General features: G+C 69.6%; 30 protein-coding genes, 1 tRNA gene and 1 rRNA gene. 15 read left to right on the top strand and 17 right to left on the bottom strand.

What is annotated here, in order from left to right; all coding sequences use genetic code 11:
• The first annotated feature begins 45 nt into the window (after positions 1–45).
• A 5S ribosomal RNA gene (gene rrf, locus EFA46_RS03855) occupies positions 46–167 on the top strand.
• A 144-nt stretch (positions 168–311) separates the two neighbouring features.
• Positions 312–387, top strand: a tRNA-Cys gene (locus EFA46_RS03850).
• A gap of 37 nt (positions 388–424) precedes the next feature.
• Here the strand turns inward: EFA46_RS03850 and EFA46_RS03845 are convergent.
• The gene (locus tag EFA46_RS03845; protein WP_123074598.1) at positions 425–697 is read right to left on the bottom strand and encodes a hypothetical protein; all 273 of its coding nucleotides are present in this window, start codon (positions 695–697) and stop codon (positions 425–427) included.
• A 106-nt stretch (positions 698–803) separates the two neighbouring features.
• On the opposite strand from EFA46_RS03845, the gene uvrB reads away from it, so the two are divergent.
• A complete protein-coding gene (gene uvrB / locus EFA46_RS03840; RefSeq protein WP_123074600.1) occupies positions 804–2,864 on the top strand; it encodes an excinuclease ABC subunit UvrB in 2,061 nt (686 codons plus the stop codon).
• Here the strand turns inward: uvrB and EFA46_RS03835 are convergent, their stop codons facing one another.
• Both EFA46_RS03835 and EFA46_RS03830 read right to left on the bottom strand, forming a co-directional pair.
• Entirely contained in the window at positions 2,865–3,953 is a 1,089-nt protein-coding gene (locus EFA46_RS03835) for an SPFH domain-containing protein (protein WP_123074602.1), read from the bottom strand. It abuts the gene before it with no gap.
• Positions 3,954–4,004: 51 nt separating this feature from the next.
• On the bottom strand, positions 4,005–5,741 hold the full coding sequence (locus EFA46_RS03830) for an excinuclease ABC subunit C (protein WP_123074604.1): 1,737 nt from the start codon (positions 5,739–5,741) through the stop codon (positions 4,005–4,007).
• 92 nt (positions 5,742–5,833) lie between these two features.
• Here EFA46_RS03830 and EFA46_RS03825 point away from each other — a divergent pair, with 92 nt between their 5' ends.
• Both EFA46_RS03825 and EFA46_RS03820 read left to right on the top strand, forming a co-directional pair.
• On the top strand, positions 5,834–6,094 hold the full coding sequence (locus EFA46_RS03825) for a hypothetical protein (protein ID WP_123074606.1): 261 nt from the start codon (positions 5,834–5,836) through the stop codon (positions 6,092–6,094).
• A 1-nt stretch (position 6,095) separates the two neighbouring features.
• A complete protein-coding gene (locus EFA46_RS03820) occupies positions 6,096–6,551 on the top strand; it encodes a hypothetical protein (RefSeq protein ID WP_123074608.1) in 456 nt (151 codons plus the stop codon).
• A 38-nt stretch (positions 6,552–6,589) separates the two neighbouring features.
• Here EFA46_RS03820 and ftsY read toward each other — a convergent pair whose 3' ends face one another.
• The 5 genes from ftsY to EFA46_RS03795 all read right to left on the bottom strand — a co-directional run bounded on the left by ftsY (position 6,590) and on the right by EFA46_RS03795 (position 9,549).
• Positions 6,590–7,900 (bottom strand): signal recognition particle-docking protein FtsY, encoded by a 1,311-nt coding sequence (gene ftsY, locus EFA46_RS03815; protein WP_123074610.1) that lies wholly within the window; start codon positions 7,898–7,900, stop codon positions 6,590–6,592.
• Positions 7,901–7,906: 6 nt separating this feature from the next.
• The gene (pfdA, locus tag EFA46_RS03810) at positions 7,907–8,377 is read right to left on the bottom strand and encodes a prefoldin subunit alpha (protein ID WP_123074612.1); all 471 of its coding nucleotides are present in this window, start codon (positions 8,375–8,377) and stop codon (positions 7,907–7,909) included.
• Between the two features lie 67 nt (positions 8,378–8,444).
• Positions 8,445–9,107: a translation initiation factor IF-6 gene (locus tag EFA46_RS03805; RefSeq protein WP_123074614.1), complete on the bottom strand. Its 663-nt coding sequence runs from the start codon at positions 9,105–9,107 to the stop codon at positions 8,445–8,447.
• A 5-nt stretch (positions 9,108–9,112) separates the two neighbouring features.
• The gene (locus EFA46_RS03800) at positions 9,113–9,394 is read right to left on the bottom strand and encodes a 50S ribosomal protein L31e (RefSeq protein WP_123074616.1); all 282 of its coding nucleotides are present in this window, start codon (positions 9,392–9,394) and stop codon (positions 9,113–9,115) included.
• Positions 9,395–9,396: 2 nt separating this feature from the next.
• Positions 9,397–9,549: a 50S ribosomal protein L39e gene (locus EFA46_RS03795; protein ID WP_123074618.1), complete on the bottom strand. Its 153-nt coding sequence runs from the start codon at positions 9,547–9,549 to the stop codon at positions 9,397–9,399.
• Positions 9,550–9,677: 128 nt separating this feature from the next.
• Between EFA46_RS03795 and EFA46_RS03790 the strand changes: the two genes are divergently transcribed.
• A complete protein-coding gene (locus EFA46_RS03790) occupies positions 9,678–10,112 on the top strand; it encodes a hypothetical protein (protein WP_218182528.1) in 435 nt (144 codons plus the stop codon).
• Positions 10,113–10,115: 3 nt separating this feature from the next.
• Here EFA46_RS03790 and thpR read toward each other — a convergent pair whose 3' ends face one another.
• Positions 10,116–10,673, bottom strand: a complete 558-nt coding sequence (gene thpR / locus EFA46_RS03785; protein WP_123074620.1) for an RNA 2',3'-cyclic phosphodiesterase — start codon at positions 10,671–10,673, stop codon at positions 10,116–10,118.
• 54 nt (positions 10,674–10,727) lie between these two features.
• On the opposite strand from thpR, the gene EFA46_RS03780 reads away from it, so the two are divergent.
• The 3 genes from EFA46_RS03780 (at position 10,728) to EFA46_RS03770 (ending at position 13,105) form a co-directional block, all read left to right on the top strand.
• Entirely contained in the window at positions 10,728–11,474 is a 747-nt protein-coding gene (locus tag EFA46_RS03780; protein WP_123074622.1) for a tetratricopeptide repeat protein, read from the top strand.
• On the top strand, positions 11,471–11,773 hold the full coding sequence (locus EFA46_RS03775) for a DUF424 domain-containing protein (RefSeq protein ID WP_123074624.1): 303 nt from the start codon (positions 11,471–11,473) through the stop codon (positions 11,771–11,773). Before EFA46_RS03780 ends, EFA46_RS03775 begins: the two co-directional genes overlap by 4 nt.
• An 84-nt stretch (positions 11,774–11,857) precedes the next feature.
• A complete protein-coding gene (locus EFA46_RS03770) occupies positions 11,858–13,105 on the top strand; it encodes an aminotransferase class V-fold PLP-dependent enzyme (protein WP_123074626.1) in 1,248 nt (415 codons plus the stop codon).
• 184 nt (positions 13,106–13,289) lie between these two features.
• Here the strand turns inward: EFA46_RS03770 and EFA46_RS03765 are convergent, their stop codons facing one another.
• A complete protein-coding gene (locus tag EFA46_RS03765) occupies positions 13,290–13,739 on the bottom strand; it encodes a hypothetical protein (RefSeq protein ID WP_123074628.1) in 450 nt (149 codons plus the stop codon).
• Positions 13,740–13,962: 223 nt separating this feature from the next.
• Between EFA46_RS03765 and EFA46_RS03760 the strand changes: the two genes are divergently transcribed.
• Together EFA46_RS03760 and EFA46_RS03755 are read left to right on the top strand one after the other, a co-directional pair.
• Positions 13,963–14,388, top strand: coding sequence for an iron-sulfur cluster assembly scaffold protein (locus tag EFA46_RS03760; protein WP_123074629.1), 426 nt, complete (start codon positions 13,963–13,965; stop codon positions 14,386–14,388).
• 133 nt (positions 14,389–14,521) lie between these two features.
• Positions 14,522–15,901 (top strand): phosphoglucomutase/phosphomannomutase family protein, encoded by a 1,380-nt coding sequence (locus EFA46_RS03755; RefSeq protein ID WP_123074630.1) that lies wholly within the window; start codon positions 14,522–14,524, stop codon positions 15,899–15,901.
• Here the strand turns inward: EFA46_RS03755 and EFA46_RS03750 are convergent.
• Together EFA46_RS03750 and EFA46_RS03745 are read right to left on the bottom strand one after the other, a co-directional pair.
• Positions 15,893–16,291: a GNAT family N-acetyltransferase gene (locus EFA46_RS03750; protein WP_255494088.1), complete on the bottom strand. Its 399-nt coding sequence runs from the start codon at positions 16,289–16,291 to the stop codon at positions 15,893–15,895. The genes EFA46_RS03755 and EFA46_RS03750 overlap by 9 nt on opposite strands.
• Before the next feature lies 1 nt (position 16,292).
• Complete coding sequence (locus EFA46_RS03745; protein WP_123077277.1) at positions 16,293–16,490, bottom strand: ubiquitin-like small modifier protein 2; 198 nt, start codon at positions 16,488–16,490, stop codon at positions 16,293–16,295.
• A gap of 167 nt (positions 16,491–16,657) precedes the next feature.
• On the opposite strand from EFA46_RS03745, the gene EFA46_RS03740 reads away from it, so the two are divergent.
• Positions 16,658–17,647, top strand: a complete 990-nt coding sequence (locus EFA46_RS03740) for a replication factor C small subunit (protein ID WP_123074632.1) — start codon at positions 16,658–16,660, stop codon at positions 17,645–17,647.
• 171 nt (positions 17,648–17,818) lie between these two features.
• Here EFA46_RS03740 and EFA46_RS03735 read toward each other — a convergent pair whose 3' ends face one another.
• On the bottom strand, positions 17,819–18,832 hold the full coding sequence (locus EFA46_RS03735) for a glutathione S-transferase family protein (protein WP_123074634.1): 1,014 nt from the start codon (positions 18,830–18,832) through the stop codon (positions 17,819–17,821).
• A gap of 86 nt (positions 18,833–18,918) precedes the next feature.
• Positions 18,919–19,377 (bottom strand): hypothetical protein, encoded by a 459-nt coding sequence (locus tag EFA46_RS03730; protein WP_123074636.1) that lies wholly within the window; start codon positions 19,375–19,377, stop codon positions 18,919–18,921.
• 107 nt (positions 19,378–19,484) lie between these two features.
• On the opposite strand from EFA46_RS03730, the gene alaS reads away from it, so the two are divergent.
• Complete coding sequence (gene alaS / locus EFA46_RS03725; RefSeq protein WP_123074638.1) at positions 19,485–22,271, top strand: alanine--tRNA ligase; 2,787 nt, start codon at positions 19,485–19,487, stop codon at positions 22,269–22,271.
• Between the two features lie 104 nt (positions 22,272–22,375).
• Positions 22,376–23,074 (top strand): type 1 glutamine amidotransferase, encoded by a 699-nt coding sequence (locus EFA46_RS03720; RefSeq protein ID WP_123074640.1) that lies wholly within the window; start codon positions 22,376–22,378, stop codon positions 23,072–23,074.
• Here the strand turns inward: EFA46_RS03720 and EFA46_RS03715 are convergent, their stop codons facing one another.
• Positions 23,075–23,476 (bottom strand): DCC1-like thiol-disulfide oxidoreductase family protein, encoded by a 402-nt coding sequence (locus EFA46_RS03715; protein ID WP_123074642.1) that lies wholly within the window; start codon positions 23,474–23,476, stop codon positions 23,075–23,077. It lies immediately after the preceding gene.
• A complete protein-coding gene (locus tag EFA46_RS03710; RefSeq protein WP_123074644.1) occupies positions 23,473–23,940 on the bottom strand; it encodes a cupin domain-containing protein in 468 nt (155 codons plus the stop codon). The genes EFA46_RS03715 and EFA46_RS03710 overlap by 4 nt, the downstream gene beginning before the upstream one ends.
• Positions 23,941–24,045: 105 nt before the next feature.
• On the opposite strand from EFA46_RS03710, the gene EFA46_RS03705 reads away from it, so the two are divergent.
• Positions 24,046–24,366, top strand: a complete 321-nt coding sequence (locus tag EFA46_RS03705) for a ferredoxin family protein (protein ID WP_123074646.1) — start codon at positions 24,046–24,048, stop codon at positions 24,364–24,366.
• Positions 24,367–24,867: 501 nt separating this feature from the next.
• On the opposite strand, the gene EFA46_RS03700 is transcribed toward EFA46_RS03705, so the two are convergent.
• Complete coding sequence (locus EFA46_RS03700) at positions 24,868–25,029, bottom strand: DUF6757 family protein (protein ID WP_176969833.1); 162 nt, start codon at positions 25,027–25,029, stop codon at positions 24,868–24,870.
• Positions 25,030–25,064 lie beyond the last annotated feature (35 nt).

Below are 25,064 nucleotides of genomic sequence, written 5' to 3'. Positions count from 1 at the left end.
ATACCGATATTGGTATTGCTACGGTTCGATTCCGTAGATCGGCATTGAGGCGGCCACAGCGGTGGGGGTACACCCGTACCCATCCCGAACACGGAAGTTAAGCCCACCTGCGTATCAGGTAGTACTGGAGTGCGCGAGCCTCTGGGAACACTGATTCGCCGCCTCGCCATTCATTAATTGGGGTTGGATTCAACCCCATTTCGACTTTACTACCCTCGAGCGACAGCTATGTCGTTCGGGGGTAGTTTGCGTTTCCTCCAAGCGGTACGGACCGCTACGCTTAAGCGCGCGAGTCCGCTACGAAAAACTGCGCCAAGGTGGCAGAGTCCGGCCTAACGCAGCGGCCTGCAGAGCCGCCCACCGCCGGTTCAAATCCGGCCCTTGGCTTTCTGTACTCGTCTACTGAGTAGCGGCGGCGCTGTCGTTAGACGCCGCTGACGGTTTCGCGGTAGGCTCGAACGCTCGCGAGCGCGTCGTCGATCTGTGCGGCGAGGTCGCCGTCGGTGTCGTCGACGAGGTCTTGGAGGGCGTGCATGTGTCGTGCGAGTCGGCCGTGATCGGGGCCGCGTTCGCGCTCGGCGAGTTTGCCGAGCTGCTCGGCCTGCGTGGTGATGCGCTCTCGGATCTCGTCGTCTTCGGCGTCGGCGGCGGCCTGTTCGAGGGTTTCGCTGGCGTCCTGTAGGTTTTCGAGTGCCATATTCGGTAGTTCGCCAGCGGCGGGGAAAACGTTTCGCAGGCCGTCAGGCGTTGCACCTGTTGCGGACGGCACGCAACTTACGTAGCCATGGCGCTAGGTTCCGGTGATGAGTGATACCGGTCCGCTCCAACCCGACCGTCCGGACGTAGAGCGGGAGTTCCGCGTCGACGCGCCGTTCGACCCGGCCGGCGATCAGCCGGAGGCGATTGAGGCGCTGGCGTCGGGCTTCGAGGCTGGGATGGACGCGCAGACGCTGTTGGGCGTGACGGGGTCGGGGAAGACGAACACGGTGTCGTGGGTGATCGAGGAGGTGCAGGAGCCGACGCTGGTGATCGCGCACAACAAGACGCTCGCGGCGCAGCTCTACGAGGAGCTGAAGAACCTCTTCCCGGAGAACGCGGTGGAGTATTTCGTCTCGTACTACGATTACTATCAGCCGGAGGCGTACGTCGAGCAGACGGACACGTACATCGACAAGGACGCGTCGGTGAACGAGGAGATCGACCGGTTGCGCCATTCGGCGACGCGGTCGCTGTTGACCCGCGATGACGTGATCGTGGTGGCGTCGGTGTCGGCGATCTACGGGCTCGGCGACCCGTCGAACTACGTGGATATGTCGCTCTCGGTGGAGCGCGGGGAGTCGCTGGAGCGCGACGAACTGCTCTCGCGACTCGTGGACCTGAACTACGAGCGCAACGACGTGGACTTCACGCAGGGGACGTTCCGGGTGCGTGGTGACACGGTGGAGGTGTTCCCGATGTACGGTCGCTACGCGGTCCGCGTGGAGTTCTGGGGCGACGAGGTGGATCGGCTGACGAAGCTGGACCCACTGGAGGGGGAGGTGGTGTCGGAGGAGCCGGCGGTGCTCTTCCACCCGGCGGAGCACTACTCGATTCCGGAGGACCGATTGGCGTCGGCGATGGAGCGGATTGAGGCTGACATGGAGGAGCGCGTCAGTCACTTCGAGCGCGAGGGCGACCTGGTGGCGGCGCAGCGTATCGAGGAGCGCACGACCTTCGACTTGGAGATGCTCCAGGAGGCGGGCTACTGCTCGGGGATCGAGAACTACACGCTCTATTTCTCGGACCGCGAGATGGGCGATGCGCCCTACACGCTCCTGGATTACTTCCCGGACGACTTCCTGACGGTCATCGACGAGTCGCACCGGACGGTTCCACAGATACGTGGGCAGCTGGCGGGCGATAAGGCGCGCAAGGAGAGCTTGGTGGAGAACGGGTTCCGGCTGCCGACGGCGTACGCGAACCGGCCGTTGTCCTTCGAGGAGTTCGAGGAGAAGACGGACCGGACGCTCTACGTGTCGGCGACGCCGGCGGAGTACGAGCGCGAGGTCTCGGGGCAGGTGGTCGAGCAGGTCGTTCGGCCGACGCATCTCGTGGACCCGGCGGTGGAGGTGTCGCCGGCGGACGGGCAGATAGACGACCTGCTCGCGCGTATTCGCGAGCGCACGGAGCGCGACGAGCGGACGCTGGTGACGACGCTGACGAAGCGGATGGCCGAGGACCTCACGGAGTACCTCGAGGAGGCGGGGGTGGCGGTCGAGTACATGCACGACGAGACGGACACGCTGGAGCGCCACGAGCTCGTCCGCGGCCTTCGCTTGGGCGAGTTCGACGTGTTGGTCGGGATCAACCTCCTGCGCGAGGGCCTCGACATCCCGGAGGTGTCGCTGGTCGCGATCCTGGACGCGGACCAGCAGGGGTTCCTGCGGTCGCGGACGAGCCTGATTCAGACGATGGGGCGCGCGGCGCGGAACGTGAACGGGACGGCCGTCCTCTACGCGGACGAGACGACGGAGGCGATGGAGGAGGCGATTGCGGAGACGCGCCGCCGGCGCCGCATCCAGCGCGAGTTCAACGAGGAGCACGACGTGGAGCCGAAGACCATCGAGAAGGCGGTTTCGGAGGCGAACCTGCCGGGGGCGAAGACGGAGACGTCGGATGTCTCCTCGGAGGGAATCGCGGACGCGGACGCGGCGGCCGAGCGGGTCGAGGAGCTGGAGGAGCGGATGGCGGAGGCGGCGTCGAACCTCGAGTTCGAGCTGGCGGCGGACATCCGTGACCGGATCGCGTCGCTCCGGGAGGAGTACGACCTCGACGACGTGGCGGACGCGGACGGCGTGGAGCCCGAACCGGAGTCGGACTGGTAGTCAGTCGATCTCGATTTCGACTTCGTCGGCGTCGGCGGGTGTCTCGACGACGTCCTCGAAGTCGAGGTAGGCGAGGTCGACGCCGAGGGAGTCGAGACCGCCCCCGGAGCCACCACCCGTGAGGTGGCGGCCGTAGCGGCCGACGAGCGCGGTGAGTTCTTGCGGGACGACGTACGTGGTGGCCGCGCCTCGGCCGACGCGCTCGATGGCCTCGAAGCCGCGCTCGATGATGGCGCGTTCGCCCATCGCTTCGGCGGCGCGCGCGCGGAGGACGGTGGCTGTGGCGTCGCCCTGGGCTTCGAGGACGCTGGCGCGCTTGCGACCTTCGGAGCGGAGCACTGCGGCCTGTTTGTCCCCGACGGCGCGTTCGATGGCGGCCTGCCTCGCTCCCTGTGCTTCGAGTATCATGGCGCGCCGGTGGCGTTCGGCGGCGGTCTGGCGCTCCATCGCGGTGACGACGCCGTCGCTCGGCATGACGGCTTTGACTTCGACGGCTTCGACGTCGACGCCCCATTCGGCGACGGTGTCGCCGAGCTGGTCGTGGATGCGGTCGTTCATCTCCTCGCGGCGACTGAGCGTGTCGTCGAGCTCCATGTCGCCGATGACGGCGCGGAGTGAGGTCTGCGCGAGGTAGGCGACGGCCTGCCGGTAGGCCTCGACTTCGAGGAAGGTCTTCTCGGCGTCGACGACGCGCAGGTAGACGACGGCGGACGCGCGGACGGGCGAGTTGTCCTGCGTGATGGCCTCCTGCGTGGGGACTTCGATCATCTGGGTGCGCGTGTCGAAGACGTGCGTCTCGGTGACGAGCGGGAGGACGAAGTTGATGCCGGGACCGAGAGTGCCGTCGTACCTTCCGAGGACGGTGTAGGGGCGGCGTTCGTAGGCCTGGACGATTTCGACGCTGTCGACTGCGAGAGACGCGACGACGAGGAGGGCGACGACGACTGCGGCGGCGACCCAGCCGATGGCGGCCGCGAGGAGGAGGGCGACGACGGCGAGCGCGGCGCCGAGGAGGTGGCGCCAGCGGACGCGCGCACTCGCTCGCCCGAGCGTGCGGAAGACCCGGCCGGCGTTGCTCCCCGTGGACATACGCGTCTAGTTCGGGCCGCGGCCCTTAGCGGTTTCCCCGTACCGTGGTTCTCAGAGACGCCGCGCGATGCGCTCGGCGAGCGCGGGCCCGACGCCGTCGACGTCGCGGAGTTCGTCGACGCTGGCGGCGCGGACGCCCTCAACGCTCCCGAAGCGCCGGAGGAGGCGTTTGCGGGTGGCGGGTCCGATACCGTCGACGTCGTCGAGTGCGGTGTCGACGGTGTCGCGGAGGCGCTGGTGGTATTGGACGGCGAAGCGGTGGGCTTCGTCGCGGACGCGCTGGAGGAGGTGGAGCTGGGGTGCGTCGTCATCCCAGTCGTACGTGGCGTCGGGCGTCACCACGGTCTCGTCGCGTTTCGCGAGCGCGACTGTTGGTACTTCCCAGCCGACGTCGTCGCGGGCGTCGAGCGCGGCGTCGAGTTGGCCGCGCCCGCCGTCGACGAGGAGGAGGTCGGGATCGGGGCGGTCGTCGCGGCCGTCGACGGCGCGCTCCGCGCGCCACCGGACGAGCCGGTACATGTTCGCGTAGTCGTCGTTCTCCTCGCCGAGTTTCTTGCGCCGATAATCGGCCTTCTCGGCGCTCCCGTCGACGAAGGTGACGTCGCTGCCGACGACGGCCTTTCCCTGGGCGTGACTGACGTCGACGCCCTCGATGCGCTCGGGGCGGCGCTCCAAGCCGAGCGCGTCGCGGAGCGCGCCGAGTTCGTCGCGGCCGCCGGCGCGGCGGTGGGCGTTCTTCAGCGCGAGGTCGACGAGGCGGGCTTCGCGGCCGGCGCCGGGGACGCGGACGGCGACGCCCTCGGCTTCGAGCCAGTCGGCGACGTCCGGGTCACCGGGGTCCTCGGGGAGCAGGAGGGCGTCGGGGAGGCGGCGTTCGGCGTAGTACTGCGGGACGAACGCGGCGAGGACGGTGGCGACGCGGTCCTCGCCCTCGGGTGCGGTGAGGGTGTGCTGGTCGCGCTCGACGAGCTGGCCGCCCTCGCTGTGGAGGCGCGCGACGGTGGCGGTGTCGCCCTCGATGGCGACGCCGAGGACGTCGACGTCCCGTTCGCTCCCGCCGCCCGCGACCGCTTCGCCGCCCCCGCCGTGGAACGCCCGGACGGCGTCGAGTCGGTCACGGAGGTTCGCGGCGCGCTCGAACGCCTGCGCTTGGGCGGCGTCCTCCATCTCGCGCTCGATCGGGTCGGCGAGCACGCCGGTTTCGCCCTCGAAGAAGCGCTTCGCGGACTTGACGTCCTCGCGATACGCGTCGCGCGAGATTTCGTCCGTGCAGGGCGCAGAGCAGAGGCCGATGTCGTGGTCGAGGCACGGCCGCGCGCGCCCCTCGAACTTGTGCTCGGAGCACCCACGGAGGCCGTAGGTCTCCCGAATCGCCTTCACGACGGTTTCGACGCGCTCGACGTCCGTGTAGGGGCCGTAGGCCGTCGCGCCCTCGTCGGGGTCGCGCGTCACCTCGATCCGGGGGAACGCGTGGTCAGTGAGTTGGACGAGCGGGTAGGACTTGTCGTCCTTCAGGCGGACGTTGTACTTCGGCTGGTGGCGCTTGATGAGGTTCGCTTCGAGGAGGAGCGCCTGCGTCTCGGTGTCGGTCACCGCGAAGTCGAGCGCGTCGGCGCGCTCGACCATCCGCGCGATGCGCGCGCTCCGCGCGTCGGCGTACGAGCGAACGCGCGCCCGCAGGTCGACGGCTTTCCCGACGTAGAGCGTCGTGTCGCCGCGTTGGAACTGGTAGACGCCGGGCTCTGCGGGGAGCTCGCCGGCGGCGTCGCGTACCGCGTCCGCGTCCATCACTCCCGAGTAGTCGACGCGGCCGTTTGAACGCCGCGCTCGCCGTCGGCCGTCTCCCAAGAGCCAAACGCCCCCGCGTCCAAGCCGTGCGTATGAGCGAGGACGATGCCGTTCGCGTCTGGTTCGTCGGCCGCGAGTACACGGACAAGGGGATGCTCACCGTCGAGTACGCGACGCCGGACGGCGAGCGCCACTTCGAGAAACAGCAGTCGCTGAACGCGCCCGACCCGACGGCCGCCCGCGACGTCGACCCCGCGAAGCTCACGCCCGTCGAGGACGAGGCGACGCGCGAGCGCTACCGGACGGAGGTCGAACGCGTCAGCGAGAACAACGACCCGGAGGACGCCGTCTAACGTGGCTGACGGTTCTGAGGAGCGCGAGCCGGTCTACGCGACGCACGCGCTCGTCGAAACGCTCTGCGCGCTCGCGGCGGACGCCGAACCGCGCGCGCTCTCCGTGGCGCTCGCGACGAGCGCCCCGTCCGCACTCGACGCGAGCGACGGCACCGGAACGCCGCTCGCCGAGGTGCCCGTCGACGCCGCCGTCTTCTCCGACTTCTACTTCCCGGACGCGGGGCGGGCGCTCGACGCAGTGTTCGGCGTGGACCTCGCGACTCCGTCGGGGCAGACGAAGGGACGCTTCCTCGCGCATCCGATGGGTGACCCGGACCCGGCGCTCGGCGACGACTTGGCGGCGCGCCTGCTCGTCGCCGTGCCGCCGTGGGACGTCGCGGACGTCCGCGCGTACGACCGGCGTGGCCGCCGCCGACTCGTGCTGGTCGCGGCGGAGACGCCCGAAGAAGAGATGTAGCACGCACTCGGCGAAGCGGACTCGCCCGGTGGCGCGCCCTACTCCTCGTCGACGCCGAGGAGGTCGTCGACGAGCGCGTCCGGGTCGAAGCGCTCGAGGTCGTCGTAGCCCTGCCCGGTGCCGAGGAAGAGGATGGGCTTCCCGGTGACGTACGCGACGGAGATAGCGGCGCCGCCCTGCGAGTCGGCGTCCGCCTTCGTGAGGATGGCGCCGTCGATTTCGGCGGCGTCGTCGAACTCGCGCGCGCGGTTGACGGCGTCCTGTCCGGCGACCGCTTCGTCGACGAAGAGCGTCATGTCGGGGCCGACGACGCGGTCGATCTTCGCGAGCTGCTCCATCAGGTCGGAGGAGGTGTGGAGGCGGCCGGCGGTGTCGCCGAGGACGACGTCGATGTCGTTCGCTTCGGCGTACTCGACGGCGTCGTAGATGACGGCGGCGGGGTCGCCGCCCTGCTCGTGTGCGATGAGCTTCGTGTCGAGGGTCTCGGCGTGCTCGCGCACCTGCTCGTTCGCGCCGGCGCGATAGGTGTCGCCGTTCGCGATGACCGAGGAGAAGCCGCGCTCCTCGAGGTAGTTGGAGAGCTTCGCGATGCTCGTCGTCTTCCCGACGCCGTTGATGCCGGTGAAGACGATGACGAGCGGCTTGTCGGCCTCGGCGACGCGCTCGTCGAAGTCGAACTGCCCGACGCCGATGACGGAGAGGAGCGCGTCGCGTAGCGCCTCGTCGACGAGGTCGCCCGTCGACTCGGTGAACTTGCGCTCCTGGCCGACGAGGTCCTCGCGGATCTGGTCGAGGATGGCTTCCGCGACGCTCATCTCGACGTCGCTCTCGAGGAGCGCCATCTCGAGCTCCCAGAGCGGGTCCTCCAGGTCCTCTTCCTCGATGACGACGCGCCCGCGAACGGCGGACTTCGCCTTGCGCGCGAGGCCGAAGCGGCCCGAGGATTCGCCTTCCTCGGACTCGTCGCCCTCGGCGTCGGCTTCCGCCGCTTCGGCGTCGGCCTCCGCTGTGTCGGCGTCGGTTTCGGCTTCGACGGGTTCGGGCTCGGCTTCGTCGGCCTCGACGCCCTCGGAGTCGGCCGTCTCGGACGCGGCGGACGCGCCGTCGGCGGCTCCTTCGGCGGGCACATCCGCGTCGGACGTCTCCGCCTCTTCCACGGCCGCCTCCGGTTCGGGTTCCGCCGCGCCCTCACGCTCGCCGTCCGCGTCGGCGGGGTCCGACTCCTCGGCGTCCGCCGGAGATGCGTCTGACTCGTCGGTCGGTTCCTCGACTTCCTCGGCCTTCTCCTCGGCGACCTCTTCGGCGTCCTCGCGGAACCGACCGAGCTTCTCCTTCAACCCGTCGAACATCGGGGCTTACTCGCCGTCGCCCTGCTGGCCCTGCTGCTGCTGCATCTGCTGCTGCATCATCTGTTGCTGGGCCTGCTGGGCCTGCTGTTCGAGCTGCGTGCTCTCCTGCTCGACCTCGACGACCTCGTCCTGCAGGTCGTCGATCTGGTCGTCGATCTGGTCCTGCTTCGTCTCGAGACTCTCGACGGCGCCCTCCTGGGTGCGCTCGGCCGCGTAGTCGGCGCCGAGGCCGACGATGACCTCGTCGATGTCCTGCACTTCCGCGCGGAGGTACGCGCCGCCGCCGACGGGCACCTGCACCGTCGACCCCGTCTCGATGGTGTCCAGCGCCTCGATGGCCTCGTCGATCTCCTGCTGCTCGGCCTGCAGGCTCTCGATCTCGGCTTCGAGCTCTTCTTTCTCCTCTTCGAGGGCCTGAATCTGCTGGGAGAGTTCCTGTAGCTGCTGTCGACCGCCACCGCCGCCTCCAAGACTCATGGGTGGAACCGGGGGCGCGAGCGGGAAGTATCTTAGGATTCGGCTGGAACGCCCGGAGAAGAAGGGCTCAGATGTATCCGAGGGCGTCCTCGATGCGGCCGAGTTCCGGCCCGGTCGTGTCCTCGCCGACGACGTAGCCGTGCGTGTTCGCGACGAGTCCGGAACCGACGAGCGGCGCGCCGTAGTTGATGGTGCCGATGTCGGCCGGCACGCCGAGGGCGTCCTCGAGGTGGTCGAGGTCGTCGTCGGTGGTCTTCGGGTGACAGAGCACGCCGTCGTTCGTCGCGACGGCGGCCGTGCCGACGGTTTCGACGTCAGCGATCCGCCCGCGCGTCACGGGCACGTCGAGGGTGTCGGTGACGGCTTCGACGGCCGACCGCGAGAGGTCGGGATGGACGTACGCGCCGGTGTCGTTCGCGAGCACGACGTTGCCGGCGGCGTTGACGCGCCCGGGGAGCGTCCCGACGTCGAGGTCGGTGGCGTCGGCGATGCGCTCGCGCTCGCGCTCGCGGACGCGACTGCTGACGAGCAGGCCGTTCGAGTTCCCGGCGGCGAGCGCGCCGACGGTGCTGGAGCCGCCGACCGTCGTGCGGACGGCGGGGACTTCGAGTTCGTCCGCGACGTCCTCGACGAGCGCGTCGTCGAGGTCGGGACGGACGAGGACGCAGCTATCGGTCGCACGGGCGAACACACCGACGTACGGCGATCCGGAGAACGCAGCGCGAAGCAAGGCGGTTATTCGCTCGCGTGCTCGGCTTCGACGACGGTCTCGCCCTCTTCCTCGAAGCGCGCGGCGCGGACGCGAAGCTTGCTCGGCGGGTTCTTGTTCGAACGCGACCAGATGGCTTCGTTGATGGAGGGGTCGAGGCGGACCTCCTCGGTGTCGACCGCGAAGTGCTTCGCGAGGTGCTCGCGGACGAGCGTCGCGGCTTTGCCGGCGCGCTCGTGCTTCGGTACGGCGTTGAGGTCCCGGAGCGGAACGGTGACGATGCGCTCCTCGAAGTCGCTTGCGCTCATCGTTACTCGTCCGTGTCGCTACGCCGCCAGTTGCGGCGCTTCGGGTTTCGCTGGACTTCGCGGTCCGTCTTCATCATGACCCAGGCCGGGACGCGGCTGTTCTGGCGCTCCAGCTTCGCCAGCCGCTTCTTCTTGCCCTTGGACTTCTTGCCCATAGTGGTACGAACGTTTACCCGCCGCGCTTAAAACGTTGTTCTTCTGGCCCGGTGAGCGTCGAGGCGGCGGTCTGCGCTCGCCGGCCGCCCCCAATTCCATTAAGGGCCTGTGCGCGAACACGCCACGTATGGCCAACGAAGACGCGGAACTGGGGCACGACATGCTCTCGGACGAAGCCCGCGAACGCCTGCGCATCATCGCCCGAACGGCGGTGGGCGATAGCCTCCGTTCGGTGACGTACTTCACGCGCACCGACTTCGAGCAGGTCTACCTCCGCTCGGACCTCGAGCGCGACGCCGACCTCTCCTCGTTCATCGGCGCGGAGTGGCAGTCCTTCCAGCTCACTCAGGACACCTACGGCGGGAGCGAGCTCGGCGACTACCAGTACACGATTCGCGCGTTCGAGAACGGCTACCTCCTCCGCGTCACGACCGACCGGGAGGGCGTCTTCATCACGACGGACGGCCTGACGATGACGGACGTCGAGTCGTGTGCGACCGCCCTCGAGGAGACGCTGGAGAACTGGCGCGAAGGCAACCTCGGCGAGCCCGAGGACGAGTAACCGTCAGCGGAGCGGGACGCGTTCGCGCGTCTCGTACTCGGGGCCGTCGTGGGTGAGCGTGCTCTCCGCCAGGCGCACTTCCTCGACGCGCATCCGTCCGACGTCGGCCGCGTGCTCCCGAACGACCTCTCGGACGCGCTCTTTCCCGCCGGCGTGTCTCAGCCGCCCGAGCGTGACGTGGGGCGTGAACTCGTGGTCGTCGGCCTCGACGCCGAGCGCGGCGTACTCGCGTTCGAGCGCGTCGTGGAGCGCCGTGAGGCGGTCGGCGCCCGCTTCGACGCCGAGCCACACGACCGAGATGTACTCCATGCTCGGGAAGACGCCGAGCCCCTCGAAGGAGGCCTCGAACGGCGCGACGTCCGCTTCCTCGACGCCGCGTTCGAGCGCGGCGACTGCGTCCTCGTACTCGCCGTCGTCGATATCGCCGAGGAACGCGAGCGTGACGTGCGCGTTCGCGGGGTCGACGAGGTCGAGGCCGTCCGCGTCCGCGAACGCCGACTGGAGGGTCCGTACCGGTTCGACGAGCGACTCGGGGAGGTCGACGCTGACGAACAGCCGCATACACCGAGAACGGACGGCGTAGCCCTTAACCACGCGGGCCACATATCCGTGGGCATGACTGACCGCGAGCCCCGCGAGGGCGACGGCCACCAGTTCTCCGAGGGGCAGGGCTTCGAGGAGCCCTACGAGGGCTTCGACATCGACCCGCCCGAACTCGAGGTGGACCCGACGGATGTCGACCCCGTGGACGACCACGTGCTCGTCGACCTGCTCGACGACGCGAACATCGCCGGCGACGAGGTTGACTCCGACGCGCTCATCGACGTCGGCCTGAGCTACATGGGCATCAAGCGCTACGAGGAGGCCGTCGACGCCTTCGAGCGCGCCGCCCGCTACGCCGCCAACGACACCGACGAGCAGGAGGCGCGGGTGAACCAGGGCGTCGCCCACGCGGAACTCGAGGAGTGGGACGCGGCGGCGAGCGCCCACGAGGAGGCCCTCTTCCTCGACGAGGACGGCCCGTTCGCCGCCGAGGCGGAGACGAACCTCGCGTACGCCCTCTGGGAGTTCGGCGAGACCGAGGACGCCTACCACCACGCCGAGGAGGCCGTCCGCAAGGACAAGCGCCTCCCGCACGGCTGGTACAACCTCGGGTTCATGGAGAACGAGCAGGGCCGCCACGAGCAGGCGCTCGACGCGCTGAACAACGCGATCCGCCTCGGCTTCAAGCAGGCGGACGTCTTCGAGGAGAAGGCGCGCGCGCTCGACGAGCTCGGCCGCGAGGAGGAGGCGACGGACGTCGTCGAGCACGCCGAGGAGATCCGGAGCCAGCAGGAGGAGCGCCTCGTCGATCAGGGATGAGCGTTCGCCTCACCGAGCGCCGCACCGACCGTGGCTTGCTCGTCGCCGCCGCGGACTCGGACATCGTCGGCGACACCTACGACAACGGCACGGTCTCCGTCACCGTCGAAGCCGACTTCTACGGCGACGCCGAGGCCGAGGCGGACCCCGAGGCACTCGTCGAGAGCCTCGGCCGGGCGACGGTCGCGAACCTCGTCGGCGACACGGCGGTCGCGGCGGCGGTCGACGCGGGCTACGTCGAGGAGGCGAACGTCCTCGACCTCGGCGGCGTCCCGCACGCCCAGTACATGCGTCTCTGACGCCGGGTCGGACCGTCGGCGACGACGGCAACGGACGGTGTTTTCGAAGCTACCAAACGTGCCGACCCCCTACTCCGTCACAATATGGGGACGCAGGAACAGAGCCCGCTCGACGTCGAGGCGCTCCGAGCGGACTTCCCGATTCTGGAGCGCGAGGTCGCGGAGGGGACGCCGCTCGTCTACTTCGACAACGCCGCGACGACGCAGACGCCCAAACGCGTCGTCGACTCGATCACGGAGTACTACTACGAGTACAACTCGAACGTCCACCGGGGCATCCACCAGCTGAGTCAGGAGGCCTCCATCGCCTACGAGGAGGCCCACGACCGCATCGCGGCGTTCGTCGGCGCCTCCGGCGGGCGCGAGGAACTCGTCTTCACGAAGAACACGACGGAGTCGTTCAACCTCGTGGCGTACGCGTGGGGGCTGAACGAGCTCGGCGAGGGCGACACGGTCGTCCTCACCGAGATGGAGCACCACGCGTCGCTCGTCACGTGGCAGCAGATCGCGAAGAAGACGGGCGCCACCGTCGAGTACATCCCCATCACCGAGGACGGGACGCTCGACATGGACGCGGCGGGCGACCTCATCGACGAGGACACGGCGATGGTCTCCGTCGTGCACGCCTCGAACGTCCTCGGCACCGTCAACCCCGTCTCCGAGCTCGCGGACATGGCCCACGAGCAGGACGCGCTGATCTTCGTCGACGGCGCGCAGGCCGTCCCGAACCGCCCGGTCGACGTCGAGGCCATCGACGCGGACTTCTACGCCTTCAGCGGGCACAAGATGGCGGGCCCGACGGGCATCGGCGCGCTCTACGGGAAGAAACGCCTCCTCGAGGCGATGGACCCCTACCTCTACGGCGGGGAGATGATCAAGAAGGTCACCTACGACGACGCGACGTGGAACGACCTCCCGTGGAAGTTCGAGGCGGGCACGCCGAGCATCTCGGAGGGCATCGCGTTCGCGGAGGCCGCCGACTACGTCGAGGAGGTCGGCCTCGAGAACATCCGCGCCCACGAGGAGTACGTCACCGAGTACGCCTACGAGGAACTCTCGGCGCTCGACGGCGTCGAAATCTACGGCCCGCCGGCTGATCGGCGCGGCGGCCTCGTCGCGTTCAACGTCGAGGGCATCCACGCGCACGACCTCTCCAGCATCCTGAACGACTACGGCGTCGCGGTTCGGGCCGGCGACCACTGCACCCAACCCCTCCACGACACGCTCGGCGTCCCCGCGAGCATCCGGGCGTCCTTCTACCTCTACAACACCCGCGAGGAGGTCGACACCATGATCGAGGGCGTCGAGGGCGCCATCGACATCTTCGACTGACGAGCTTTTGTCGTAAGCGAGACGCTCCACGTCTCACGGGATCGGGCGAACGCGTCGCGTTCGCGGACCTCGCGAACCCGGAGGGTTCGCTCAGTGACGAGAGAGCTTCGCTCTCTCGAACCACTGCGGGCGCTTCGCGCCCCGGCGAAAGCTCGACCAAAAGCCGTCGTCGCATCCCGCCTCGTCATTCGCCGCCGTCCCGCGCCGCGTCCCCGGGCCGATAGCGCTCGCCGACGACTTCCTCGACGAGCAGGAGGAGGCTGTAGCCGACGGTGGACCCGACGCCGACGGCGACGAAGGTCGCTCTCTCGGGGACGCCGAGAGCGCGGGCGGCCTGAATGGTGAGGAGCGCGCCGACGAGGTTGCAGAACGTCGCGAAGAGGTGGACCATCTCGACGGGCGAGCGGACGTCGCGGCTGTCGCGCTCGACGCCGACGAGCAGGCCGCCGAAGCTGTACCACGTGAGCGCGGCGAACCCGAGGAGCGAGCCCCCGACGTAGCCGATGACGTCGAGGTGGCTGGGGACGCCGTACTCGGCGATGAGGAACGCGCCCGCGCCCCAGATGGTGAGCGTGTAGCCGTACGCCCACGACTCGTCGAGGAGCGTCCGCGCGAGGCGGTCCCGGTGGCTCATGGTTCGCCGTGGGGCGGGAGGGCGGTAAAACACGGTGGTCGACGAGACGCCGAACGAAGCGAGGGGTCTCGAATAGAGCGAGCGGGGAGCGGCGGCGACCCGCGAGCCGACGCGCCTCCGACCACGAGGCGACCCCGCGAGTGGTGGACCGGACTCGACGAGGACGGCCGGGAACGCCGGCGACGGAACGCTTTTCCGGGATACGTCCGTACACGTAGCCATCATGAGCATGGGTTCGGACATGTACCGACAGCAGATCCTCGACCACTACCGCAACCCCCGCAACCACGGGGAGCTCGAGGACCCGACGTTCAGCCACGAGGGCTTCAACCCCTCCTGCGGGGACGAAATCGAGTTCGACGTCGAACTCGCCGACGACGGCGAGACCGTCGAGCGCGTGGCGTTCCACGGCGACGGCTGCGCGATCAGCCAGGCGTCCGCGAGCCTCCTCTCGCAGGAGCTCCCGGGGATGACGCTCGACGAGATCGACGACCTCGACCGCCAGGACGTCCTCGACCTCCTCGGCGTCGACGTGACGCCGATGCGCATCAAGTGCGCGGTGCTCGCTGAGAAGGTCGTTCAGGACGGCGCGGACATCTATCGGGGCGAGCGGGCCCAAGAGGCGACCTCGACCGAGGACGACGAGTAACGCCGCGTCCGAACCCGCTACTCCGAGTCGGCCGCGACCGTCGCGGCCCCGACATCCGTTCTCCCCGACGTATTCGTGACGAGAAGTCGATGTGACCGCAGTCGTTTTGCCGCCGGCGTCGGGAGGTGGAGGTATGGACGACGTAATCGCGTTCGGCACCGACGGCTGGCGCGCGACGCTCGACGTGTTCACGACGCCGCGAGTGCGTGCGGTGGCGCAAGCGACGGCCGACTACCTCGCGACGGTCGACCACGGGGGCGACCCGGTCGCGGTCGGCTACGACGCCCGCGCGACCTCGCGGGAGTTCGCGGAGGAGATCGCGGACGTCCTCGCGGCGAACGGCCACGACGTCCTCCTGCCCGAGCGCGACCTCCCGACGCCGCTCGTCGCCTACGGCATCGTCGACCGCGACCTCGCGGGCGCGCTCGTCGTCACGGCGTCGCACAACCCCCCGGAGTACAACGGCGTGAAGTTCATCCCCGACGACGGCGCGCCCGCGCTCCCGCACGTCACCGAAGCCATCGAGGCGACCCTCCGGCCGCCCGAGGCCGACCCCGACGCCGAGCGCGGCGAGATACGCGAGGTCGACTTCCGGACGCCCCACGCCGAGCACGCGATGGAGCTCGTGGGCGCCGACCTCGACGGCCTCGACGTCGTCTACGACGCGATGCACGGGAGCGGGCGCGACGTCACCGACCGCCTCCTCGAGGCGGCGGGCGCGAGCGTCGAGCGCCACCGCTGCGAGCTCGACCCCGACTTCGGCGGCACCCCGCCCGAACCCGACGAGGCGAACCTGCAGGCGCTCGCGCTCGCCGTCCAGGAGCACGACGCCGACCTCGGAATCGCGAACGACGGTGACTCCGACCGACTCGCCGTCGTCACGCCCGAGCGCGGCTTCCTCGACGAGAACCTCTTCTTCGCCGCGACCTACGACTACCTCCTCGAGGACGACTCCGGGCCGGCGGTCCGCACCGTCTCCACGAGCTTCCTCGTCGACCGCGTCGCCGCCGCGCACGGCGAGGAGGCCTACGAGACCGCCGTCGGCTTCAAGTGGGTCGCCGAGGAGATGGGGAAGCGCGACGCCCTGATGGCGGGCGAGGAGTCCGGGGGCTTCAGCGTCCGCGGGCACATCCGCGAGAAGGACGGCGTGCTGATGGCGCTCCTCGCCGCCGCCGCGGCCGCCGAGGAGTCCTACGACGACCGCGTCGACCGCCTCCTCGAGGAGCACGGCGACGTCCGCCAGTCGAAGATATCGGTGGACTGCCCGGACGACCGGAAGGCCGCCGTCGTCGCCGAACTCGCCGACTCGCTCCCCGAGGAGGTCGCCGGCGTCGACGTCGAGCGCGTGAACGACGCGGACGGCTTCAAGGTCCTCCTCGCGGACGGCTCGTGGCTCCTCGTCCGCCCGAGCGGGACGGAGCCGAAGATGCGCGTCTACGCGGAGGCGTCGAGCGAGGCGCGCGTCGAGGCCCTCCTCGATGCGGGTCGGGACCTCGTCGAACCCCTAGTGTAGGCGGCCGCGATAGCGGCCGTCGTCGGTCTCAACGACGTCGAACCCCAGCGTCTCGTAGAACGGCCGGACGTCCGCGTCGAAGTCGGCCGTGAGCGGGCGCCATCGCTCGGCGGCGGCCTCCATGAGTGCCGTGCCGATGCCCTGATTTCGCCTCTTCTGCCGGACTGCGACGCCCTCGATGTGTGCGCCGGACTCGGTTTCGCGCGCCTCCACGACGCCGACGACGCGCTCACTGCGCTCGCCCGCGACGGCGACCAGCACGCTCCCGGCATCGATGTGGTCCGCGAGCGCCTCGGCGTCCGTCTCCAGCATCGCCGCGTCGAGCACCGAGAGGACGTCGACGCGCTCGCTCGCTCTCGCCGGCCGGACGGCGACGGTGGCACTCGACACGCTACCCGCCCTGCACGAGTCGGAGGACGGTCACGTGGTCGGTCTCGACCGGCTGGTCCTCCGGGACGGGCCGGCCGTCGACCATCACGGACACCTCGTGCGGGCTGAGGTCCACGCGCTCGAGCAGGTCGGCGTAGGACGCCGACTCGACGTCGAACTCGTGGACGCCCTCGCCGACGACTTCGACGGTGACGCGCATACCGAACCCGTGGGTGGCCGCCCGTATCAGCGTGTCGTCGGCGCGGTCCCGCCCACCCGCGCCGTCGCGCCTCTCCGCTTCGAGCACCTTCGCGCTCCGTCTCGCCACCGCTCGCCGTTTCCGCGGCGCCTCGCGTCGCTCGTTGCCGCGTTCCGTTCGCGGTGTTTATGGGCCGCGACCGTCTGTCCCTCACTATGGCAGACGCGGGGCGACAGGAGATCTGGGTTGAGAAGTACCGGCCGGACTCGCTCGACGATATCGTCGGCCACGAGGACGTCGTCGCGCGCCTCGAGAGCTACGTCGCGGAGGACGACCTCCCGAACCTCCTCTTCGCCGGTCCGGCGGGGACGGGGAAGACGACGGCGGCGACCGCGATAGCGAAGGAGCTCTACGGCGGCGACTGGGAGGAGAACTTCCTCGAGCTGAACGCCTCCGACGAGCGCGGCATCGACGTCGTGCGCGACCGCATCAAGAACTTCGCGCGGACGTCCTTCGGCGGCTACGACTACCGCGTCATCTTCCTCGACGAGGCGGACGCGCTCACGAGCGACGCCCAGTCCGCGCTCCGCCGGACGATGGAGCAGTTCTCGAACAACGTCCGCTTCATCCTCTCCTGTAACTACTCCTCGCAGATCATCGACCCCATCCAGTCGCGGTGTGCGGTCTTCCGCTTCGCCGGCATCGGGGACGACGCCGTCGCGGGGCGCGTGCGTGAGGTCGCCGAGGCCGAGGGCGTCGACTACACCGAGGCCGGCGTCGACGCGCTCGTCTACGCCGCCGACGGCGACATGCGCCGCGCCATCAACGCCCTGCAGGCCGCCGCCGCGACCGGCGAGGCGGTGACCGAGGAGACGGTGTACGCGATCACGAGCACCGCGCGGCCGGAGGAGATCGAGACGATGGTGACGGAGGCCATCGACGGCGAGTTCGTCGCGGCGCGCGCGACGCTCGACGACCTCCTCACGGAACGCGGCCTCGCGGGCGGCGACATCATCGACCAACTCCACCGCTCGGTCTGGGAGTTCGACCTCGCGGAACGGCAGGCGGTCCGCCTCATGGACCGCATCGGCGAGGCCGACTACCGGATCGCCGAGGGGGCGAACGAGCAGGTGCAACTCGAAGCGCTCCTCGCGTCGGTGGCGCTCGAAGCCGAATAACGCGGAGCGCGAGCGCGAGCGGAGTGAGACGCGAGGCATAACGCGCCCCACGGAGGCCGCGAACGACCGACGGGGGAGTCATGCGGGACCGGAGGTCCCGCGTGTCCGCACGGGCGACTCGGGGGTCGTCCGTGCGACGAATCCGTCCCGCTCGGGACGCTTGAGGAGGCGTTACGCGAGGTCTTCGGGCGGGCCGCCCGGCAGGTCGTCGCGGCCGTGGGGCGCGAAGAAGTCCGGGTCGGGGCCGACCGGGACGAGGTTCGAGGGGTTGACGTCCGGGTGGCTCCGGTAGTAGTGGTTCTTCACGTGGTCCATGTGGAGCGTCGGCTCGACGCCGGGGAGCTGGCAGAGCTCGCGGAGGTAGCCCCAGAGGTGCTCGTAGTCGGCGATCCGCTTCTCGTTGCACTTGAAGTGCGTGTGGTAGACCTCGTCGAAGCGATAGAGCGTGGTGAACATCGCGACGTCCGCGAGCGTGAGGCGGTCGCCCGCCGCGTAGCGCTGGTCGGCGAGCGTCTCGTCCCACTCGTCGAGCGCGTCGAAGAGGTCGGCGACGGCGTCGTCGTAGGCCTCCTGTGACTCCGCGAAGCCCGCCCGGTAGACGCCGTTGTTGATGACGGGATAGATGTCGTCGATGACGCCGTCGACGTCTTCGCGATAGCCCTCGGGGTAGAGGGTGAGGTCGTTCTCCGCGTACTCGTCGAACGCGGTGTCGAGCATCCGCATGATCTCCTCGGACTCGTTGTTCACGATGGTCTCCTCCTCTTTGTCCCAGAGGACGGGCACCGTGACGCGGCCCGTGTAGTCCTCGTCCGCCTCGGCGTAGACCTCGCGGAGGAAGTCGTATCCGTACTGGCTTTCGGTAGTGCAGCCGGGCTTCTCGGGGGCGAACTCCCAGCCCTCGTTCTTCCGGACGGGGTCGACGACGTCCACCGAGACGACGTCCTCGAGGCCGTTCAGCGCGCGCGTGAGGAGCGTGCGATGCGCCCACGGACACGCGTAGGAGACGTAGAGGTGATAGCGGCCCGCCTCGGGTTCCGGGCCGTCCTCGACGACGTCGTCGGGACCGCGCCGCGTCCCCGCGATCCAGTCCCGGAAGGACGTCGTGTCGCGCTCGAACTCCCCCGTCTCGTCGCTCTGTATCTGCTCGACGTCGTAGCGCCACTCCCCGTCGATCATTCTCGCCATACGCGTGTCGAGGCGCGCGCGGAGGAAAAGAGCGGGGGCCTCGGCGGGGCCGACCGATGGGCGGGTCCGCGCGGTCGTGGGCGGTTTCACCCCCCGACGGTGTGCTCGGCGACGACGCGCGTCAGCGGGCCGTCGCCGCGCTCGGGCGGGCAGTAGGCCGGCGCGCTCTCGTAGCCCGTCCACACCACCGCCACCGTCTCGCCCGCCGCGACGCCGTCCACCCGAGTCTCCGCGCCCATCCGCAGAGGGAGCGCCGCCCGTCCCGACCCGTTCGCCGCCGCCCACAGCACCGTTCGCTCGCCCCCACTCCCGGTCGCGCCGACGGCGACGGCGAGCGAGACGGTGGACGTCTCGGTGAGCGTCGCCGCCCCCTCGTAGGTGACGACGGCGGCGCCCCCGTCGTGCGCGACGCTCGCGTCCATCCGCGGCACCTCGAACGTCTCGGCGTTCGTGCAGGGGTTCAGCGGCCCGAAGGCGAGCGCGAACGACGCCACCATCACGAGTGCGCCGAATGCGACGCCGGCGAGGAGGCGCCTGCGGTCCATACGTGCGGCTACGCGGAGCGACCGGATAAAGCCGGGCGCGGCGACGAGCGTCGCGAGAAGGCCGGAGTGCGGAAACGTTTTGCCGTTCGGTCGGCCAGAAAGAGGCAATGAGCGACCTCGAAGCGGAGTACCGCCTCGACTATTTCGAGGAGGAGGGCTTCCGACGTGGGGAGTGTACGGAGTGCGGTGCGCACTTCTGGACGCGGGACCCGGAGCGGGAGACGTGCGGGGAGCCGCCGTGTGAGGACTACGGCTTCATCGACGACCCCGGCTTCGACGAGGAGTACTCGCTGGTGGAGATGCGCGAGCGCTTCCTCTCCTTCTTCGAGGCGCACGACCACGAGCGCATCGACCCCTATCCGGTCGCGGCGAACCGCTGGCGCGACGACGTCCTGCTGACGCAGGCCTCCATCTACGACTTCCAGCCGCTCGTCACCTCCGGCGAGACGCCGCCGCCCGCCAACCCCCTCACCATCAGCCAGCCCTGCATCCGCATGCAGGACATCGACAACGTGGGGAAGACCGGGCGGCACACGATGGCGTTCGAGATGATGGCGCACCACGCCTTCAACACGCGCGAGGACGCCGAGCGCGAGTACGCCTACGAGGGCGAGGTCTACTGGAAGGACGAGACGGTCGCGTACTGCGACGAGTTCTTCGCCGACATGGGCGCGGACCCCGAGGACATCACCTACATCGAGGACCCGTGGGTGGGCGGCGGGAACGCCGGGCCGGCCTTCGAGGTGCTCTACAAGGGCGCGGAGCTCGCGACGCTCGTCTTCATGTCGATGGAGCAGGACCCCGACGGGGAGTACGAGATGAAGGACGGGAACACGTACTCGCCGATGGACACGTACATCGTGGACACGGGCTACGGCCTCGAGCGCTGGACGTGGGTCTCGCAGGGGACGCCCACGGTCTACGAGGCGGTGTACCCGGACGCCATCGCCTACCTGAAGGACGCGGCGGGCATCGACCACACGGAGGCGGAGGAGGAACTCATCCACCGCGCGGCGAAGCTCGCGGGCCACCTCGACATCGACGAGGTGGAGGACATGGACGCGGCGCGCGACAACATCGCGGACAAGCTCGACGTGGAGACCGAGCGCCTCCACGAGCTGATGCGACCCTTGGAGAACATCTACGCCATCGCCGACCACGTCCGCACCCTCGCCTACATGTTCGGCGACGGCATCGTCCCGTCGAACGTCGGGACGGGCTACCTCGCGCGGATGGTGCTCCGGCGGACGGCGCGCCTCATCGACGACATCGACGCGGACGTCGACCTCGAGGACCTCGTGGACCGGCAGGCCGAGCGCCTCGGCTACGAGAACCGCGAGACCATCCGCGACATCGTGCGCTCGGAGTCCGCGAAGTACGAGCGCACGCTCGAGCGCGGCGGCCGGCGCGTCCGCCAGCTCGCCGAGGAGTACGCGGAGAAAGGCGAGCCCATCCCGACGAGCGAGCTCGTGGAGTTCTACGACAGCCACGGCATCCAGCCCGACATGGTCCGGGAGATCGCCGAAGACGTGGGCGCGACGGTGGACGAGCCGGACGACTTCTACTCGCTCGTCGCCTCGCGCCACGACTCCGGGGCGGCGTTCGAGGAGTCCGAGGAGACCGACGAGCGCCTCTCGGAGCTCCCGGACACGGAGGAGCTCTACTACGACGACCAGTACAGAGCGGAGTTCGAGGCGGTCGTCCTCGACGTCTTCGAGCGCGAGGGCGAGGACGGCGACCCCGAGTACGACGTCGTGCTCGACCAGACGATGTTCTACCCGGAGGGCGGCGGACAGCCCGCCGACCACGGGACGCTCTCGACGGACGACAAGACGGTGCAGGTCTCGGACGTCCAGATGCGCGACGGCGTCGTCCTCCACCGGACGGACGAGGACCCGGGGAAGGGCGAGTTCGTGCGCGGCCAGATCGACATGTCGCGCCGCCAGCGCCTCATGCAGCACCACACGGCGACCCACCTCATCGGGCACGCGGCGCGCGAGGTGCTCGGCCCGCACGTCCGGCAGGCGGGCGCGCAGAAGGGCACGGACTCCTCGCGCATCGACGTCCGGCACTACGACCGCATCTCGCGCGACGAGGTGAAGGCCATCGAGCGCGTCGCGAACGAGATCGTGACGGACAACACCGCCGTCGAGCAGGAGTGGCCCCATCGCCACGAGGCGGAGTCCGAGCACGGCTTCGACCTCTACCAGGGCGGCATCCCGCCGGGCGAGAACATCCGGCTCATCCACGTCGCGGAGGACGTACAGGCGTGTGCGGGGACGCACGTGGCGCGCACGGGCGACATCGGGACGATCAAGATCCTGAACACCGAGCGCATCCAGGACGGCGTCGAGCGCATCACGTTCGCGGCCGGCGTCGCGGCGCTCGAACACGTCCAGCGTCAGGAGGACTACCTCGACGCGACCGCCGACACCTTCGATGTCTCCCCGCAGGAGGTGCCGGACACCGCCGAGCGCTTCTTCACGGAGTGGAAGGAGCGCGGCAAGCGCATCGAGGAGCTGAAGGAGCAGCTCGCGGAGGCGCGCGCCTCGGGCGGCGCGGCCGGCGAGGAGGTCGAGGTCGGCGAGTGGTCGGCGACGATCCAGCGCCTCGACGCGGACATGGACGAGTTGCGCGCGACGGCGAACGCGCTCGTCGAGGACGACAGGATCGCGGTCGTCGGCAGTGGTGCGGACGGCGCGCAGTTCGTCGTCGGCGTCCCCGACGGCGCGCCCGTGAACGCCGGGCGGGTCGTGAGCGAGCTCGCCGGGATGGTCGGCGGCGGCGGCGGCGGCCCCGGCGACTTCGCGCAGGGCGGCGGCCCCGACGCCGACGCGCTCGATGACGCGCTGGCGGCGGCGCCGGACGTCCTCCGCGACGTCGCGGAGGAGTAGGCGACGCGACGCGGCGAGTTCGTCCCTCGGGACCGCGTGCGCGAGTGCGGCAAACGCCGCCGGTCGGCGACAACCATTTTCCGATGCACCTGGTTCTAGGCTCCATGGAGCGCCTCCGCATCGCGTTGCTGAACGCCGCCCACGACCCCGCCGACACCGCGCGGAACTTCCGCCGCGAGGTGGACGCGGACCTCGTCGAGTTCCACGCCGCCGGCGGGGAACTCCCCGAGGACTACGACTTCGACGCCGCCATCGTCACGGGGTCGCGCGCGTCGGTCTACTGGGACGAGGAGGAGTGGATCGCGCCGACCCGCGAGTGGGTCGCTCGCGCGCACGAACGCGGCCTCCCCATCCTCGGGGTCTGTTTCGGCCACCAGCTCGTCGCGGCCGCGCTCGGCGGCACCGTCGAGGGGATGGACGAGTACGAGATCGGCTACCGTGACGTGACCCACGACGGCTCGGACCGGCTCTTCGACGGCGTCGACTCCGAGTTCACGGTGTTCACGACGCACTCGGACGCCGTCACGGAGCTCCCACCGAACGCGGAGCTGCTCGCGGAGAACGACTACGGCGTCCACGCCTTCCGGCGCGGGAACGCCTACGGCGTCCAGTTCCACCCCGAGTACGACACGGAGACGGCCGAGCGCGTCACCGTCCGGAAGGACGACCTCGCCGAGGAGCGCAAGGCGGCCGTCCTCGACGGCATCACGGCGGAGAACTACGACGCGGCCTGCGAGGCCAAGCGGCTCTTCGATAACTTCTGTGCGTTCGCGGCGGCGCGGACGCCGCGCGCGGCGGACTGACTACTCGCGCGCCGGCGGTGTCGCGCTGACGATCTTCCCCCACCAGTCGCGGTGGTCGGCCCCCCACCGGTAGAGGCCCTCGCGGACCTCGCGATAGAGCTCGAACTCGCGGAGCTCGGAGACGACGCCGTCGAGTTCGGGGACCATGCGGACGAGCGCCTGCTCGACGGCTTCGCCCGCCGAGTACACCGCGTCGTCCGTGAGGAGGTGCGCGGACGTCTCGTAGTCGGCGGGGAGGCGCGCGCGCTGGTCGGGCGTGAGCTCTGAGAAGCCCACGGCCTCGAACTCGCCGACTTCGAGCGCGCGCTCGGCGCACCACGTGCAGAAGCCGCAGTCGTCGTCGTAGACGAGGCGCGGCGTGTGCTCGTCGCGCGTGCCGCGTTCGTCGCTCGCGTCGCTCATTCGTAGCGCCCCGTGATGTCGCTGCACTCCTCGCAGCGGGCGAGTATCTCGTCGGCGTCGTCGGCGAGCTCGACGCCGTGGCGGGTCTCGCCGCCGCAGGCCTCGCACTCGCGGCGGAGGACGGTCCCGCCGGGGTCCTGTGGCGCGCCCATCGCGAGGACGACGGCGGTGTCGTCGCCGGTGTTCTCGGAGCGCTGGAACTCGCCGGGCCCGAAGCGGACGAGTTCGTGCTCGCCGACGGTGACCTCCCCGTCGGGCGTGCGGAACGTGAGCTCGCCGGACTCGACGTAGAAGATTTCTTCCTGGTCCTCGTGGGCGTGATAGCCGTACGACGTCGATTCGCCGGGTTCGAGCTCGTAGTAGTTGAGCGCGAGTTCGCTCGCGCCGAGCGCGTCCGTCAGCGCGTAGACGGTCGAGGCCGGTCCCATCCGGGAGTCCTGCTCTGCGAGCGAGACGGTGTGCATACTCGGCCTTGGGTCGGCGCGCCTTCAAAGCTGCCGGCCTCGGCGCCCGCGCGCGGCGGTGCGGCGCTCGTCGCCTTTAACCGGCCGGCACTCCCACTCTCGGGTATGGCTATCGACCCGAACTTCGACGAGAACCGGGAGGTCGTGGACCAGCACGAGGGCCACGACGTCTGGGGGCCGGTGGACGAACCCGAGAAACGGGGCGTTCACGGGACGCACGTCGCCGTCGACTTCGACATCTGTGACGCCGACGGCGCGTGCATCGAGGACTGCCCCGTGGACGTCTTCGAGTGGGTGGACACGCCGGGCCATCCGACGAGCGAGAAGAAGGCGGACCCCGCGAACGAGACGCAGTGTATCGACTGCATGCTCTGCGTCGACGTCTGTCCCGTGGACGCTATCGACGTGGACAGCACACGGGCGTGAGCGTCGACGAACGCCCGAAACGGGCGAACGGCGTAGCCGTGAGCACACGTGCCTGAGCGTCAGTGGAGGCACGTTTAGACGAGCGGGAGTGAAACGACACGCGAGCACACGGGCGTAAGCGCCATCGAGCGCCCGAAACGAGCGAACGGCGTCTGCGGCGTCGAGAAGCGACCGGTGGTCGCGTCGCTCGCCGGTTCGGTGTCGGGCTCCCGAGAACACCGGGAACCCCTGCTCGTATCTACTACTTGTGACGAGAACTACTTAAAGAACGGTTCGGGTTGACGGTGACGTCGCTACCCGGTGTGACGACGGCCGCCCGAAGGAACCCGGGCGACCCCTGCTCGTATCTACTGCTTGTGACGAGAACTACTTAAAGAACGACCGGTCGCGGCAGGCACCGCGCTCGTCGGTGAGTCGCGGCGAGATTCGCGCGGCGGGCGCGAATGAATGGCCGTGGCTCGGGGCGACCGTCGTCGAGTGGAGGGCGGACGGCGGGGATGATCAGGCGCGGTCGATGTCGAGCTGCTCGCGGAGTCGGGAGAGCGCCTCCGAGTCGGCGAGTTCGTCCAGGCGCTCCTGGAAGTGCTCCTCGCACAGGCCGACGCGCACGCCGGACTTGTCGACGGAGACGTCAGCGCTCCGGTCGCAGTAGTGGCAGCGCATACACACACGTACGGGGCGACTCCACCTTAACTTGG

It is taken from the genome of Halarchaeum sp. CBA1220, from assembly GCF_003721175.2.
In the GTDB taxonomy this organism is placed as follows: domain Archaea; phylum Halobacteriota; class Halobacteria; order Halobacteriales; family Halobacteriaceae; genus Halarchaeum; species Halarchaeum grantii.
This window is presented reverse-complemented; position numbering and strand designations above follow the sequence as displayed.

Coding starts and splice junctions, on each gene's coding strand:
- EFA46_RS03845 (WP_123074598.1), bottom strand. CDS start 697: ATGGCACTCGAAAACCTACAGGACGCCAGCGAAACCCTCGAACAGGCC.
- uvrB (WP_123074600.1), top strand. CDS start 804: ATGAGTGATACCGGTCCGCTCCAACCCGACCGTCCGGACGTAGAGCGG.
- EFA46_RS03835 (WP_123074602.1), bottom strand. CDS start 3,953: ATGTCCACGGGGAGCAACGCCGGCCGGGTCTTCCGCACGCTCGGGCGA.
- EFA46_RS03830 (WP_123074604.1), bottom strand. CDS start 5,741: ATGGACGCGGACGCGGTACGCGACGCCGCCGGCGAGCTCCCCGCAGAG.
- EFA46_RS03825 (WP_123074606.1), top strand. CDS start 5,834: ATGAGCGAGGACGATGCCGTTCGCGTCTGGTTCGTCGGCCGCGAGTAC.
- ftsY (WP_123074610.1), bottom strand. CDS start 7,900: ATGTTCGACGGGTTGAAGGAGAAGCTCGGTCGGTTCCGCGAGGACGCC.
- pfdA (WP_123074612.1), bottom strand. CDS start 8,377: ATGAGTCTTGGAGGCGGCGGTGGCGGTCGACAGCAGCTACAGGAACTC.
- EFA46_RS03800 (WP_123074616.1), bottom strand. CDS start 9,394: ATGAGCGCAAGCGACTTCGAGGAGCGCATCGTCACCGTTCCGCTCCGG.
- EFA46_RS03795 (WP_123074618.1), bottom strand. CDS start 9,549: ATGGGCAAGAAGTCCAAGGGCAAGAAGAAGCGGCTGGCGAAGCTGGAG.
- EFA46_RS03790 (WP_218182528.1), top strand. CDS start 9,678: ATGGCCAACGAAGACGCGGAACTGGGGCACGACATGCTCTCGGACGAA.
- thpR (WP_123074620.1), bottom strand. CDS start 10,673: ATGCGGCTGTTCGTCAGCGTCGACCTCCCCGAGTCGCTCGTCGAACCG.
- EFA46_RS03780 (WP_123074622.1), top strand. CDS start 10,728: ATGACTGACCGCGAGCCCCGCGAGGGCGACGGCCACCAGTTCTCCGAG.
- EFA46_RS03775 (WP_123074624.1), top strand. CDS start 11,471: ATGAGCGTTCGCCTCACCGAGCGCCGCACCGACCGTGGCTTGCTCGTC.
- EFA46_RS03770 (WP_123074626.1), top strand. CDS start 11,858: ATGGGGACGCAGGAACAGAGCCCGCTCGACGTCGAGGCGCTCCGAGCG.
- EFA46_RS03765 (WP_123074628.1), bottom strand. CDS start 13,739: ATGAGCCACCGGGACCGCCTCGCGCGGACGCTCCTCGACGAGTCGTGG.
- EFA46_RS03760 (WP_123074629.1), top strand. CDS start 13,963: ATGAGCATGGGTTCGGACATGTACCGACAGCAGATCCTCGACCACTAC.
- EFA46_RS03755 (WP_123074630.1), top strand. CDS start 14,522: ATGGACGACGTAATCGCGTTCGGCACCGACGGCTGGCGCGCGACGCTC.
- EFA46_RS03745 (WP_123077277.1), bottom strand. CDS start 16,490: ATGCGCGTCACCGTCGAAGTCGTCGGCGAGGGCGTCCACGAGTTCGAC.
- EFA46_RS03740 (WP_123074632.1), top strand. CDS start 16,658: ATGGGCCGCGACCGTCTGTCCCTCACTATGGCAGACGCGGGGCGACAG.
- EFA46_RS03735 (WP_123074634.1), bottom strand. CDS start 18,832: ATGGCGAGAATGATCGACGGGGAGTGGCGCTACGACGTCGAGCAGATA.
- EFA46_RS03730 (WP_123074636.1), bottom strand. CDS start 19,377: ATGGACCGCAGGCGCCTCCTCGCCGGCGTCGCATTCGGCGCACTCGTG.
- alaS (WP_123074638.1), top strand. CDS start 19,485: ATGAGCGACCTCGAAGCGGAGTACCGCCTCGACTATTTCGAGGAGGAG.
- EFA46_RS03720 (WP_123074640.1), top strand. CDS start 22,376: ATGGAGCGCCTCCGCATCGCGTTGCTGAACGCCGCCCACGACCCCGCC.
- EFA46_RS03715 (WP_123074642.1), bottom strand. CDS start 23,476: ATGAGCGACGCGAGCGACGAACGCGGCACGCGCGACGAGCACACGCCG.
- EFA46_RS03710 (WP_123074644.1), bottom strand. CDS start 23,940: ATGCACACCGTCTCGCTCGCAGAGCAGGACTCCCGGATGGGACCGGCC.
- EFA46_RS03705 (WP_123074646.1), top strand. CDS start 24,046: ATGGCTATCGACCCGAACTTCGACGAGAACCGGGAGGTCGTGGACCAG.
- EFA46_RS03700 (WP_176969833.1), bottom strand. CDS start 25,029: ATGCGCTGCCACTACTGCGACCGGAGCGCTGACGTCTCCGTCGACAAG.